Annotated in this window: 14 protein-coding genes; 13 read left to right on the forward strand and 1 reads right to left on the reverse strand. The window is 71.5% G+C overall.

From position 1 onward, the window contains the following. The first annotated feature begins 6 nt into the window (after positions 1 to 6). The 12 genes from MTF65_RS22950 to MTF65_RS23000 all read left to right on the forward strand — a co-directional run bounded on the left by MTF65_RS22950 (position 7) and on the right by MTF65_RS23000 (position 10348). Positions 7 to 570 carry a GNAT family N-acetyltransferase gene (locus tag MTF65_RS22950; RefSeq protein ID WP_243630784.1) on the forward strand — a complete coding sequence of 188 codons (564 nt, stop codon included), beginning with the start codon at positions 7 to 9 and terminating at the stop codon, positions 568 to 570. A gap of 152 nt (positions 571 to 722) precedes the next feature. Next, positions 723 to 806: a putative leader peptide gene (locus MTF65_RS30750; RefSeq protein ID WP_309550570.1), complete on the forward strand. Its 84-nt coding sequence runs from the start codon at positions 723 to 725 to the stop codon at positions 804 to 806. 227 nt (positions 807 to 1033) lie between these two features. Continuing rightward, positions 1034 to 2746, forward strand: a complete 1713-nt coding sequence (locus tag MTF65_RS22955; RefSeq protein ID WP_243630785.1) for a nitrite/sulfite reductase — start codon at positions 1034 to 1036, stop codon at positions 2744 to 2746. Next, positions 2743 to 2922: a hypothetical protein gene (locus MTF65_RS22960; protein ID WP_243630786.1), complete on the forward strand. Its 180-nt coding sequence runs from the start codon at positions 2743 to 2745 to the stop codon at positions 2920 to 2922. The genes MTF65_RS22955 and MTF65_RS22960 overlap by 4 nt, the downstream gene beginning before the upstream one ends. After that, positions 2919 to 3638 carry a phosphoadenylyl-sulfate reductase gene (locus MTF65_RS22965; protein ID WP_243630787.1) on the forward strand — a complete coding sequence of 240 codons (720 nt, stop codon included), beginning with the start codon at positions 2919 to 2921 and terminating at the stop codon, positions 3636 to 3638. The genes MTF65_RS22960 and MTF65_RS22965 overlap by 4 nt, the downstream gene beginning before the upstream one ends. Positions 3639 to 3682: 44 nt before the next feature. After that, a complete protein-coding gene (gene cysC, locus MTF65_RS22970) occupies positions 3683 to 4228 on the forward strand; it encodes an adenylyl-sulfate kinase (protein WP_243630788.1) in 546 nt (181 codons plus the stop codon). After that, positions 4225 to 5172 carry a sulfate adenylyltransferase subunit CysD gene (gene cysD / locus MTF65_RS22975; RefSeq protein WP_243630789.1) on the forward strand — a complete coding sequence of 316 codons (948 nt, stop codon included), beginning with the start codon at positions 4225 to 4227 and terminating at the stop codon, positions 5170 to 5172. The genes cysC and cysD overlap by 4 nt, the downstream gene beginning before the upstream one ends. 2 nt (positions 5173 to 5174) lie before the next feature. Continuing rightward, positions 5175 to 6515 carry a sulfate adenylyltransferase subunit 1 gene (locus MTF65_RS22980; protein ID WP_243630790.1) on the forward strand — a complete coding sequence of 447 codons (1341 nt, stop codon included), beginning with the start codon at positions 5175 to 5177 and terminating at the stop codon, positions 6513 to 6515. A 215-nt stretch (positions 6516 to 6730) separates the two neighbouring features. Then, positions 6731 to 7861 (forward strand): aliphatic sulfonate ABC transporter substrate-binding protein, encoded by a 1131-nt coding sequence (locus MTF65_RS22985; protein WP_243630791.1) that lies wholly within the window; start codon positions 6731 to 6733, stop codon positions 7859 to 7861. A 33-nt stretch (positions 7862 to 7894) separates the two neighbouring features. Further along, positions 7895 to 8692, forward strand: coding sequence for an ABC transporter ATP-binding protein (locus MTF65_RS22990; protein ID WP_243630792.1), 798 nt, complete (start codon positions 7895 to 7897; stop codon positions 8690 to 8692). Next, positions 8679 to 9578 (forward strand): ABC transporter permease, encoded by a 900-nt coding sequence (locus MTF65_RS22995; RefSeq protein ID WP_243630793.1) that lies wholly within the window; start codon positions 8679 to 8681, stop codon positions 9576 to 9578. Before MTF65_RS22990 ends, MTF65_RS22995 begins: the two co-directional genes overlap by 14 nt. 5 nt (positions 9579 to 9583) lie before the next feature. Next, positions 9584 to 10348, forward strand: a complete 765-nt coding sequence (locus MTF65_RS23000; protein ID WP_243630794.1) for a sirohydrochlorin chelatase — start codon at positions 9584 to 9586, stop codon at positions 10346 to 10348. Between the two features lie 350 nt (positions 10349 to 10698). On the opposite strand, the gene MTF65_RS23005 is transcribed toward MTF65_RS23000, so the two are convergent. Then, positions 10699 to 11700, reverse strand: coding sequence for a ketopantoate reductase family protein (locus MTF65_RS23005; protein ID WP_243630795.1), 1002 nt, complete (start codon positions 11698 to 11700; stop codon positions 10699 to 10701). A 44-nt stretch (positions 11701 to 11744) separates the two neighbouring features. Here MTF65_RS23005 and MTF65_RS23010 point away from each other — a divergent pair, with 44 nt between their 5' ends. Further along, positions 11745 to 12593 (forward strand): aldo/keto reductase, encoded by an 849-nt coding sequence (locus MTF65_RS23010; protein ID WP_243630796.1) that lies wholly within the window; start codon positions 11745 to 11747, stop codon positions 12591 to 12593. Positions 12594 to 12728 lie beyond the last annotated feature (135 nt).

Genomic DNA, 12728 nt, shown 5'->3' on the forward strand with positions numbered 1-12728 from the left:
ATCCGCATGAGCACCATCACCCTCACCACGTGGTCCCTGGAAATGACCTCTCCGCAGGACCTGGTCCCGGCCGTCGTGCCCGGGCCGGAGATCCACATCGCCCGGGCGGAGGTCCCGTCCCCCGAATTCAGCCGGTTCCTGTACGCGTCGGTGGGCGGGGACATCCACTGGACGGACCGGCTGTCGCTGACGCGCGCCCAGTGGGTGGAACAGCTGGGGCGGCCGGGCGTGGAGACCTGGGTCGCGTACGACCGCGGCACGCCGGCGGGGTACGTGGAACTGGACCCGCAGCCGGACGGCGTGGTGGAGATCATGTACTTCGGGCTGCTCCCGGAGTTCCGCGGCCGTCGGATCGGGGGCCACCTGCTGACGGTGGGCGTCGCGGCGGCCTGGTCGCTGGCGGAGCGCTGGCCGGAGCGCGAGCCCACGCGCCGCGTGTGGCTCCACACCTGCAGCCAGGACGGCCCCACGGCCATGGACAACTACCTGCGCCGCGGCTTCAAGCTCTTCAAGACCGAGACGGAGGAGAAGGAGGACACCCCCACCCCCGGCCCCTGGCCGGGCGCGTAGCCGCTCGGCGGCCGGATTCCGCTTCTCCTCATGGCGTGACCCTCGCTCCTCATGGCGTGACCCTCGTCACGTAGTCCCACGATTCGGGACGAGTTCGTCCACATCATGGACAGTAGTGGACTCCTCCAATCGGCACATGACACGCTTCCGCCATGAATGGAGCTGGAATTGCCTTGGTGAGTCGGCGGCACGTCGACCTCGGCCGCATGTCCAGCGCCATCTGTCCGGCGAGCTGACGGAACCAGCCACCGCCGCACGTCGCCGTCGTCCCCGCCGCCGCGGACGCGCCGACCACCGCGAAACACCCGCATGTCCCCTGACGGCCGAACCCGCCCTGAGCACCGGAAACACCGGAAATTCGGGTGGTGATCAGCCACACCTGCGCACCGGCGCCGGCGTGCCAGGGGGCCGCCGCCGTTCCCCCCTGCCCTTGCCCCGAGCCGCCGAAGAAGGACGTACCGCCATGGCCGCCACCCCCGAAACGCCCGCAGCCGCCGCGCCCGCGGCCGCAGCCGCGCGCCGCAAGACCGGCCGTCACCGCGGTGAGGGCCAGTGGGCCGTCGGCCACCACACCCCCCTCAACGGCAACGAGCAGTTCAAGAAGGACGACGACGGTCTCAATGTGCGGACACGCATTGAGACGATCTACTCCAAGACGGGCTTCGACTCGATCGACCCCAACGACCTGCGCGGGCGGATGCGCTGGTGGGGCCTCTACACTCAGCGCAAGCCCGGGATCGACGGCGGCAAGACCGCGATACTGGAGCCGGAGGAGCTGGACGACAAGTACTTCATGCTGCGCGTCCGTATCGACGGCGGCCGGCTGACCACCGAGCAGCTCCGCGTCATCGGCGAGATCTCGCAGGAGTTCGCGCGCGGCACCGCCGACCTCACCGACCGTCAGAACGTGCAGTACCACTGGATCCGGATCGAGGACGTCCCGGAGATCTGGCGCCGTCTGGAGGCCGTCGGCCTCTCGACCACCGAGGCCTGCGGTGACACGCCCCGCGTCATCCTCGGCTCGCCCGTCGCCGGCATCGCCCGGGACGAGATCATCGACGGCACCCCCGCCATCGAAGAGATCTACCGCCGGATCGTGGGCAACCCGGACTTCTCCAACCTGCCCCGCAAGTTCAAGTCGGCCGTCTCCGGCTCGCCGCTGCTCGACGTGGCACACGAGATCAACGACATCGCGTTCGTGGGGGTCGACCACCCCGAGCACGGCCCCGGCTTCGACGTCTGGGTCGGCGGCGGCCTCTCCACCAACCCCAAGCTGGGCGTGCGCCTGGGCACCTGGGTCTCGCTCGACGAGGTCCCGGACGTCTACGAGGGCGTCATCTCGATCTTCCGCGACTACGGCTACCGCCGCCTGCGCACCCGCGCCCGGCTGAAGTTCCTCGTCGCCGACTGGGGCCCGGCCAAGTTCCGCCAGGTCCTGGAGGACGAGTACCTCAAGCGCAAGCTGACCGACGGCCCCGCGCCCGAGCAGCCCAGCGGCCAGTGGCGCGACCACGTCGGCGTGCACCAGCAGCAGGACGGCCGCTTCTACGTCGGCTTCGCGCCCCGGGTCGGCCGCGTGGACGGCGCCACCCTGACGAAGATCGCGGACGTGGCCGAGCGGCACGGCTCCGGCCGCCTGCGGACCACTGCCGAGCAGAAGATGATCGTCCTCGACATCGAGGCGGACCAGGTGGACTCCGTCGTCGCGGCCCTGGAGGCGCTCGACCTGCGGGTCAAGCCGTCCCCGTTCCGGCGCGGCACGATGGCCTGCACCGGCATCGAGTTCTGCAAGCTGGCCATCGTCGAGACGAAGGCGCGCGGCGCCTCGCTGATCGACGAGCTGGAGCGCCGCCTGCCGGAGTTCGCCGAGCCGCTCACCATCAACATCAACGGCTGCCCGAACGCCTGCGCCCGTATCCAGGTGGCGGACATCGGTCTCAAGGGCCAGCTGGTCCTGGACGACGACGGCAACCAGGTCGAGGGCTACCAGGTGCACCTGGGCGGCGCACTCGGCCTGGAGGCCGGCTTCGGCCGCAAGGTCCGCGGCCTCAAGGTCACCTCGGCCGGTCTGCCCGACTACGTCGAGCGGGTCGTCACGCGCTTCCAGGAGCAGCGTACGGACGGCGAGCGCTTCGCCTCCTGGGTGACCCGTGCGAAGGACGAGGACCTCTCGTGAGCGAGCGCGCGGCCCCGTTCTACTGCCCGTACTGCGGCGACGAGGACCTGTTTCCCCACGAGACGGGTCACGGCGCCTGGGAATGCAGGGCCTGCAACCGAGCCTTCCAGCTGAAGTACCTCGGGCTGCTGGCCCGGGGTCTTCAGTCCAACACCGCTGGAGGGGAAGAGATATGACGACGAGTCAGAGTCAGGCAACAGAGACCGGGACGCGCGATCTCAAGGTGCTGGCCGAGCAGGCGGGCCGGGACCTGGAGGACGCCTCCCCGCTGGAGATCCTGCGCTGGGCTGCCGACACCTTCGGCGAGAAGTTCGCCGTGACCTCCTCCATGGAGGACGCGGTGGTCGCCCACCTGGCCTCCCGGGTCCTCCCCGGCGTGGACGTGGTCTTCCTCGACACGGGTTACCACTTCGAGGAGACCATCGGCACCCGTGACGCGGTCGAGGCCGTGATGGACGTCAACGTCATCACCCTCACCCCGCGCCAGAGCGTCGCCGAGCAGGACGCGCAGTACGGTCCCAAGCTGCACGACCGCGACCCCGACCTGTGCTGCGCCCTGCGCAAGGTCAAGCCGCTGGAAGAGGGCCTGACCGCGTACCAGGCGTGGGCGACGGGCCTGCGCCGCGACGAGTCCCCGACCCGGGCCAACACCCCGGTGGTCGGCTGGGACGAGAAGCGGCAGAAGGTCAAGATCTCGCCGATCGCCCGCTGGACCCAGGACGACGTGGACGCGTACGTCACCGAGCACGGCGTCCTCACCAACCCCCTGCTGATGGACGGCTACGCCTCCGTCGGCTGCGCCCCCTGCACGCGCCGCGTGGCGGAGGGCGAGGACGCGCGGGCCGGCCGCTGGGCCGGGCGCGGCAAGACCGAGTGCGGACTGCACGGCTGATGACGACCAGCGAAGAACTTGAAGAACTTACGGAGACAGAGCAGATGAGCGTGAGCGACCAGGGCGCCACCGTGTGGCTGACCGGGCTGCCGAGCGCGGGCAAGACCACCATCGCCTACGCGCTGGCCGAGCGGCTGCGCGCGGAGGGCCACCGCGTGGAGGTGCTCGACGGGGACGAGATCCGCGAGTTCCTCTCCGCCGGGCTCGGCTTCAGCCGCGAGGACCGGCACACCAACGTGCAGCGGATCGGCTTCGTCGCCGAGCTCCTCGCGAGCAACGGCGTCAAGGCGCTGGTGCCGGTGATCGCCCCGTTCGCGGACAGCCGCGAGGCCGTCCGCAAGCGGCACGGGGCCGCCGGGACGGACTACCTCGAAGTGCACGTGGCCACCCCGGTCGAGGTCTGCTCCGAGCGTGACGTGAAGGGCCTGTACGCCAAGCAGGCGGCGGGCGAGATCTCCGGTCTGACCGGGGTCGACGACCCGTACGAGGCTCCGGAGTCCCCGGACCTGCGTATCGAGTCGCACACGCAGACCGTGCGGGAGTCGGCTTCGGCCCTGCACGCGCTGCTCACCGAGAGGGGTCTGGCATGACGACCACCGTCGCACACGTCCACGACGAGACCGGCGAGTCCGACGCGCCCTACGCGCTGTCGCACCTCGACGCCCTCGAATCGGAGGCCGTGCACATCTTCCGCGAGGTGGCGGGCGAGTTCGAGAAGCCGGTGATCCTCTTCTCCGGCGGCAAGGACTCCATCGTCATGCTGCACCTGGCGCTGAAGGCGTTCGCGCCGGCGCCGGTGCCGTTCACGCTGCTGCACGTCGACACCGGGCACAACTTCCCCGAGGTCCTGGAGTACCGCGACCGGGCCGTGGCGCGGCACAACCTGCGCCTGCACGTGGCCTCCGTCCAGGAGTACATCGACGCCGGCACGCTCCGCGAGCGCCCCGACGGCGTCCGCAACCCGCTGCAGACCGTCCCCCTCACGGAGGCGATCCAGCACCTCAAGTTCGACGCCGTCTTCGGCGGCGGCCGCCGCGACGAGGAGAAGGCACGCGCCAAGGAGCGCGTCTTCTCCCTGCGCGACGAGTTCTCCCAGTGGGACCCGCGCCGCCAGCGCCCCGAGCTGTGGCAGCTCTACAACGGCCGCCACGCACCCGGCGAGCACGTGCGCGTCTTCCCGCTCTCCAACTGGACCGAGCTGGACGTGTGGCAGTACATCGCCCGCGAGGGCATCGAGCTGCCGGAGATCTACTTCGCCCACGAGCGCGAGGTGTTCCAGCGCAACGGCATGTGGCTGACGGCCGGCGAGTGGGGCGGCCCGAAGGAGGGCGAGACGCCCGAGACGCGTCTCATCCGCTACCGCACCGTCGGTGACATGTCCTGCACCGGCGCCGTCGACTCCGACGCCACCACGCTGGACGCCGTGATCACCGAGATCGCCGCCTCCCGGCTCACCGAGCGGGGCGCGACCCGCGCCGACGACAAGATGTCCGAGGCCGCGATGGAAGACCGCAAGCGCGAAGGGTACTTCTAGAAATGACCTCCACCACCGAGCAGTTCGCCGACGTCTCGGCGACCACACTGCTGCGCTTCGCGACCGCCGGTTCCGTCGACGACGGCAAGTCCACCCTGGTGGGCCGCCTGCTGCACGACTCCAAGTCGGTGCTGACCGACCAGCTGGAGGCCGTCGAAGCCGTCTCCGCCCAGCGCGGCCAGGACACCCCCGACCTCGCACTGCTGACCGACGGCCTGCGGGCCGAGCGGGAACAGGGCATCACCATCGACGTCGCGTACCGCTACTTCGCCACCGCGCGCCGCCGGTTCATCCTCGCGGACACCCCGGGGCACGTGCAGTACACGCGGAACATGGTCACCGGCGCCTCCACCGCCGACCTGGCCGTGGTGCTCGTCGACGCCCGCAACGGCGTGATCGAGCAGACCCGCCGGCACGCGGCCGTCGCCGCGCTGCTGCGCGTCCCGCACGTGGTGCTGGCCGTCAACAAGATGGACCTGGTGGGCTACCAGGAGTCGGTCTTCGCGGCGATCGCCGAGGAGTTCACCGCGTACGCCTCGGACCTGGGCGTCCCGGAGATCACCGCGATCCCGATCTCGGCGCTGGCCGGGGACAACGTGGTCGAGCCGTCCGCGCACATGGACTGGTACGGCGGTCCGACGGTGCTGGAGCACCTGGAGACCGTCCCGGTCAGCCACGACCTCACCGCCTGCCCGGCGCGCTTCCCGGTGCAGTACGTGATCCGTCCGCAGACCGCCGAGCACCCCGACTACCGCGGCTACGCGGGTCAGATCGCCTCCGGCGTGCTGCGCGTCGGCGAGGCCGTCACCGTGCTGCCGTCGGGCCGTACCTCGGTGATCGAGGGGATCGACGCGCTCGGCGAGAGCGTGGACATCGCCTGGGCCCCGCAGTCGGTGACGCTGCGGCTGAAGGACGACATCGACATCTCGCGCGGCGACCTGATCGCGCCGTCCGCGAACCCGCCGGCCACCACGCAGGACGTCGTCGCGACGGTCTGCCACGTGGCGGACCAGCCCCTGGCCGTCGGCGCGCGGGTGCTGCTCAAGCACACGACGCGCACGGTCAAGGCGATCGTCAAGGAGATCCCCTCGCGGCTGACCCTCGACGACCTGTCCCAGCACCCGAACCCCGGACAGCTGGTGGCCAACGACATCGGCCGCGTCGTCGTCCGCACCGCCGAGCCGCTCGCGCTCGACGCGTACGCCGACTCGCGCCGCACCGGGTCCTTCCTGCTGATCGACCCGGCCGACGGCACCACCCTGGCGGCGGGCATGGCGGGCGAGTCCTTCGCCTCCCAGGCCCGGACCACCGTCCAGGCGGATGAAGAAGGGTGGGACTTCTAGATCATGTTTGCCGATCTGTACTCCACCTTCGCGAAGGAGGGCGGCCGCGTAGGCAGCGGCGCCCTCGGCAGCGGCCAGGGAGGGGTGGCGCGATGTGCGCGATGACGTACGCGCACCGCATGCGCGCCCACACCCCCCACGAGCTGTACCTGCCCCCGCTCCACAGACGAAGACGTGCGTCATGAGATGACCGCGTCACGAGAGGAAGTCCTCCCGTGCCTGCCACTGGTATCGCCACCCGCAAGACCCTTCGCCGCGGCGTCGCCGCCGCTGCCGCCCTGCCGCTCCTGATCGGCGCGCTCGCTTCTTGCGGCTACGGCTCCGAGGCCGCGAAGGAGGACGCGAAGACTTCGGGCGCCCCCGCCACCGGCGCCGCGAAGCTCTCCGCCTCCGAGGTCCGCATCGGGTACTTCCCGAACCTGACGCACGCCACGGCTCTGGTCGGCCTCCAGGAAGGCCTGATCGCCAAGGAGCTCGGCGGCACCGCCATCAAGCCGCAGGCCTTCAACGCGGGCCCGTCCGAGATCGAAGCCCTCAACGGCGGCTCTCTCGACATCGGCTTCATCGGCCCCTCGCCCTCGATCAACGCCTATGTGAAGTCCAAGGGCACCAACCTGCGGATCGTCTCCGGTTCCGCCTCCGGCGGCGTCAAGCTGGTCGTGAACCCGGACAAGATCAAGACCCTGGACGACCTCAAGGGCAAGAGGATCGCCACCCCGCAGAAGGGGAACACGCAGGACGTCGCGTTCCTCAACTGGATCTCCGAGAAGGGCTGGTCGGTCGACCCGGAGTCCGGCAAGGGTGACGTCTCCGTCGTCCGTACGGACAACAAGGTCACCCCGGACGCCTTCAAGCAGGGCTCCATCGACGGCGCCTGGGTGCCCGAGCCCACGGCCTCCAAGCTCGTCTCCGACGGCGGCTCCGTCCTCCTCGACGAGACCTCCCTGTGGCCCGACAAGAAGTTCGTGATCACGAACATCATCGTGTCGCAGAAGTTCCTCAAGGCGCACCCGGACGTGGTCGAGGCCGTGCTCAAGGGCACCGTGAAGACCAACGAGTGGATCAACGCCAACCCGGAGAAGGCGAAGGCCTCGGCGAACGCCAAGCTCCAGGCGGAGAGCGGCAAGGCCCTCGACGCGAAGATCATCGACCCGGCGTGGCCGAGCATCGCGATCACCGACGACCCGCTGGCCACGACGCTGAAGACGCAGGCGGAGTGGGCGGTCAAGGCCAAGCTCATCGAGCAGCCCGACCTGGCCGGGATCTACGACCTGACGCTCCTGAACAAGGTGCTGAAGGCCGCCGGCAAGCCCGAGGTCTCGGACGCCGGTCTCGGCGCCAAGTAAGTCCACGTTCCAGCAACCCAGGAGGTGACGACCATGGCCACCACGCTCGCCAAGGCTGCCGAGGGCTCCGTAGCGGAGCAGACGACGCACGCCGCCCGCATCGAGCACGTCTCGAAGTCCTTCTCCGGCCCGGCCGGATCGCAGCTCGTCCTGGACGACATCAGCCTCGATGTCGCTCCCGGCGAGTTCGTCACCCTCCTGGGGGCCTCGGGGTGTGGCAAGTCCACGCTCCTGAACCTGGTCGCGGGCCTGGACAAGCCCTCCGTGGGGTCGATCGAGACCCCCGGCGGCCGTCCGGCGCTCATGTTCCAGGAGCACGCCCTCTTCCCGTGGCTCACCGCGGGCAAGAACATCGAACTCGCCCTGCGCCTGCGCGGGGTGGCCAAGGCCGACCGCAGGCCGGAGGCCGAACGGCTGCTGGAGCTGGTCCGGCTCGGCGACGCGTACGGCAAGCGCGTGCACGAACTGTCCGGCGGCATGCGCCAGCGCGTCGCGCTGGCCCGGGCGCTCGCCCAGGACAGCCAGCTGCTGCTGATGGACGAGCCGTTCGCGGCGCTCGACGCGATCACACGCGACGTGCTGCACGGTGAGCTCACCCGCATCTGGGACGAGACGCAGCTGTCGGTCATCTTCGTCACGCACAACGTCCGCGAGGCCGTGCGCCTCGCCCAGCGCGTGGTCCTGCTCTCCTCGCGGCCCGGCCGGGTGGCGAAGGAATGGACCGTGGACATCCAGCAGCCGCGTCGTATCGAGGACGCGGACGTCGCGGAGCTGTCCCTTGAGATCACTGAACACCTGCGTGGGGAGATCCGCCGCCATGGCCAGCACTGACACCACCCCGAAGGTCACGGGCGGCAAGGCGGACGACCTGGCGGGCCTGGAGGCCGGACTGGACGCCCTCGACGCGGTCCAGACCCACCGCACGTCCGTCCGCGAGCTGCTCGTCAAGAAGATCCTGCCGCCGTTCGTGGCCGTGGGCCTGGTCCTGCTGGTCTGGCAGGTCCTCGTCGCGCTGAAGGTCACCGACGAGACCAAGCTGCCCGCCCTGTCCTCCGTGTGGGACAGCCTGTCCGACATGTGGCTCAAGGGCACGCTGCTGGAGGTCATCTGGACCAGCGTCTCGCGCGGTCTGCTCGGCTTCCTGCTGGCCCTGGCCATCGGTACCCCGCTCGGGCTGCTCGTCGCCCGGGTGAAGTTCGTCCGTGCCGCGATCGGCCCGATCCTCCAGGGCCTGCAGTCCCTGCCCTCGGTCGCCTGGGTGCCGCCGGCCGTGCTCTGGTTCGGCCTCAACGACGCCATGATGTACACGGTGATCCTGCTGGGCGCGGTGCCGTCCATCGCCAACGGCCTCGTCTCCGGCATCGACCAGATCCCGCCGCTGTTCCTGCGGGCCGGCCGCACCCTGGGCGCCACCGGGCTGCGCGGGGCCCGGCACGTGGTCATGCCGGCCGCGCTGCCGGGGTACCTGGCCGGGCTGAAGCAGGGCTGGGCCTTCTCCTGGCGCTCCCTGATGGCCGCCGAGATCATCGCCAGCTCGCCCGACCTCGGCCTCGGCCTCGGCCAGCTCCTCGAAAACGGCCGCAACAACATCGACCTGCCGGGCGTGTTCCTGGCGATCATCCTGATCCTGGTCGTCGGCATCGCCATCGACCTGCTGATCTTCAGCCCGCTGGAGCGCTGGGTGCTGCGCAGCCGCGGCCTGCTGGTGAAGAGCTGAGCCGCGTGTCCCCCGCCTCCCCCGCCCTGCTGGTCATCGCCCACGGCAGCCGCGACCCGCGGCACGCGGCGACCGTGCACGCCCTCACCCGGCGCGCGCGGGCGCTGCGGCCGGAGCTGCGGGTGGAGACGGCGTACCTGGACTTCAACGCCCCGCGGGTCGATCAGGTCCTGTCCGCGCTGTACGCCGACGGCGTCCGTGACGTGGTGGCCCTGCCGCTGCTCCTCACCCGCGCCTTCCACGCGAAGGCCGACATACCGGCGGCGTTGTCGGAGGCGCTGGTCCGCCTGCCGGGGCTCTCGGTCTCGGTGGCGGACGTCCTCGGACCGTCCCCGCTGCTCATCTCGGCCCTGGAGCGCCGCCTGTTCGAGGCCGGCCTCGACCCGGCGGACCGCGCCGGCACCGGTGTGGTGCTCGCGTCCGCCGGTTCCACAGACCCGGAGGCGATCGCAGTGATCGCTGAAACCGCGCGGGAGTGGCGGCACACCGGTTGGTGCGCCGTGCGGCCTGCGTTCGCCTCCGCCGCTCTGCCCCGTACGGAGGACGCGGTACGGGCGCTGCGCGCTGAGGGCGTCCGGCGGGTGGTGGTGGCCCCGTACGTCATCGCCCCGGGGCGCCTCCCGGACCGTATCGCCGCCGGCGCGGTTGCCGGGGGCGCGGATGTCGTGGCCGATGTCCTGGGCGCGGCCCCGGAACTGGCCCGCCTCCTGCTGCACCGCTACGCCGCCGCCGCGACGGCCCCGTCCCGCCTGCCCGCCCTGACGGCCTGACCCGGAGCATCTGCGCCGCCGCCGCGCAAGCGCCCCCGGGCTCCGCCCGGTCCCCCTGGGGCTCCGCCCCAGACCCCGCGCCTCAAACGCCGGCGAGGCTGAAATTGCCCTGCGGGCAATCCAGCCGCACCTGGCGGGCGGCATCAGCCAAAATCCAGCCCCGCCGGCGTTTGAGGCGCGGGTCCGGGCAGAGCCCGGGAGGCCCCGCGCAGCGGATCCCCCCACCGCCGGCGCAAATCAAGCCTCGCCGGCGATTGAGGCGCGGGTCCGGGCAGAGCCCGGGAGGCCCCGCGCAGCGCCGCCCGCCCGGACCGGATACGCCCGCCTGGCGGCACCGGCCCCGGGCCCGGCTACGCGCGCGCGGCGGCCTCGTCGGCCAGGGCCGTCAGGTCCGTGATGGACATCGCGCCCGGCGGGAGGCCTTCGCGGGCGAAGATGTTCGCCGCGTGGCGGAGGGTGTCGTTCACCGGGGTCGGGACCCCGTGCAACCGGCCCAGCAGGGAGATCTCACCGTTGAGGTAGTCCGCCTCGATCGAGCCCGTGCCCCGGTGCAGCGACTGCCACGACGACCCGCCCCGAACCCCGGCCGGCTCCTCGACCTTGCCGTCCCGCGCGGCGGCCTGCTCCGCGTCCGTGGCGTAGCCGATCCCGGCGGCCTCGAAGGCGGCCTTCGCCTCACGGATCGCGCGGAGCAGCAGCGCCCCCTTCGCCGGGTCCGGCTCCGGCCCCGTCGTCGCCTGGATCGCGTTGCCCAGGTTGCCGAGCAGCTTCGCGTACTTCCACCGCATCACGTCCTCGACCACCGGCGCCTCGAACCCGGACTTCTCCAGGTCGGCGGCGATCCGCCGGATCAGCGGGTCGGTCCCGCCCGCCGCCCGGCCCAGGTGCAGAATCCCCGTCAGCGGAGCGCACCGCGCCGAGACCACCCCCGGCTCCAGGAACGTGGACGGCAGCCACACGCACACCCCGTACACCCGCGCGAAGCGCCGTAGGGCCAGCCGTTCGCTCTCCACCCCGTTCTGCGCGCACAGCACCGGCAGCCGCTGCGCGGCCGTGCCCCCGCCCGCGACCTCCGCGTCGCCCCACGCGTCGAGCGCGGCGATCGCGTCCTGGGTCTTGACGGCCAGCAGCAGGACGTCGTCCGGCCGGAGTTCGCCGAGCTCCGCCGGTCCCGTGGCGACGGGCAGCCGGTGCACCCGCTCCCCGTCCGCCGTCGTGAGCCGCAGCCCGTCCGTCCGCAAGGCCTCCGCGTGCGCGCCGCGCGCGGCGAGTACGACCTCGTGGCCCGATTCCGCGAGCCGCCCGCCGATGGCCGCGCCGATCGCCCCGGCGCCGATGATGATGTAACGCATGTTCCGAGCCTGGCACACCCCGCGCAGTGCGTTACCGTCGGGCCATGGCGGACATGGTGTTCAGTCTCGGTGGGAATCTGCCCGTACGGCGGCTCGGCCTCGGTACGGGCGGTCTGGTCGGCCCCGGCTACTGGGGTCCGCGCGGTGAACGGGCCGATGCCCTGACGCTGCTGCGGGACGCGGTCGCGCGCGGCGTCACCCTGATCGACACGGCCGACAACTACGGCCCCGACCTGGCGGAAGAGCTGATCGCGGAGGCCCTGTACCCGTACGGCGACCGGCTCGTGATCGCCACCAAGGGCGGGGTGGTGCGCACCGGCCCCGACCGGTGGCACGCCGCGGGCCGTCCGGAGCAGCTCCGGGCCATGTGCGAGGCGAGCCTGCTGCGGCTGCGCGTGGACAGCATCGGCCTCTACCAGCTGCACCGCTTCGATCCGGAGGTTCCGCCCGCCGAACAGCTCGGCGCGCTGGCCGAGTTGCGGGCCGAGGGCAAGATCCGGCACATCGGTCTGGACACGGTCACGGCCGAACAGCTGCGGCAGGCCATGGAGTCGGTCCCGATCGCCTCGGTGCAGAACCCGTACAACCTGCTGGACCGCTCCTCGGCCGAGGTGCTCGCGCTGTGCGAGGCGCGCGGGATCGCGTTCCTCCCGTACCACCCGCTGGGCAGCGGCGCCCTGACGCGTGAGAGCGCGGCCGCCGTCACCGCCGTGGCCGGCGAGCACGGGGCGGGGCCGGGCCAGATCGCGCTGGCCTGGCTGCTGCACCACTCCCCGGTCCTGTGCCCGATCCCGGGCACGGGGTCCCTCGTCCACCTCGCGGAGAACCTGGACGCGGCGACGGTGCACCTCACGGCGCGGGAACTCGCCCTGCTCGACGGGCTCGCCGGGTAGTTCAGCGGTCCACTACTCCTGGTCCCGGAGGCAGGGGCGCGGGTTCGCTCGTAGGCTGGAATCGCACGTACAGAGCGGGGAGCCCCAGCCTGCTTGCGTCGATTCGGCGACCGCGGGGGCGGCATCTTCTTCGGC

Origin of the sequence: Streptomyces sp. APSN-46.1, assembly GCF_022815725.1 — a bacterium.
Lineage (GTDB): Bacteria > Actinomycetota > Actinomycetes > Streptomycetales > Streptomycetaceae > Streptomyces.

Coding starts and splice junctions, on each gene's coding strand:
- MTF65_RS23005 (WP_243630795.1), bottom strand. CDS start 11,700: ATGCGTTACATCATCATCGGCGCCGGGGCGATCGGCGCGGCCATCGGC.
- MTF65_RS22990 (WP_243630792.1), top strand. CDS start 7,895: ATGGCCACCACGCTCGCCAAGGCTGCCGAGGGCTCCGTAGCGGAGCAG.
- MTF65_RS22965 (WP_243630787.1), top strand. CDS start 2,919: ATGACGACGAGTCAGAGTCAGGCAACAGAGACCGGGACGCGCGATCTC.
- MTF65_RS22995 (WP_243630793.1), top strand. CDS start 8,679: ATGGCCAGCACTGACACCACCCCGAAGGTCACGGGCGGCAAGGCGGAC.
- MTF65_RS22980 (WP_243630790.1), top strand. CDS start 5,175: ATGACCTCCACCACCGAGCAGTTCGCCGACGTCTCGGCGACCACACTG.
- cysD (WP_243630789.1), top strand. CDS start 4,225: ATGACGACCACCGTCGCACACGTCCACGACGAGACCGGCGAGTCCGAC.
- MTF65_RS22950 (WP_243630784.1), top strand. CDS start 7: ATGAGCACCATCACCCTCACCACGTGGTCCCTGGAAATGACCTCTCCG.
- MTF65_RS30750 (WP_309550570.1), top strand. CDS start 723: ATGAATGGAGCTGGAATTGCCTTGGTGAGTCGGCGGCACGTCGACCTC.
- cysC (WP_243630788.1), top strand. CDS start 3,683: ATGAGCGTGAGCGACCAGGGCGCCACCGTGTGGCTGACCGGGCTGCCG.
- MTF65_RS22955 (WP_243630785.1), top strand. CDS start 1,034: ATGGCCGCCACCCCCGAAACGCCCGCAGCCGCCGCGCCCGCGGCCGCA.
- MTF65_RS23010 (WP_243630796.1), top strand. CDS start 11,745: ATGGCGGACATGGTGTTCAGTCTCGGTGGGAATCTGCCCGTACGGCGG.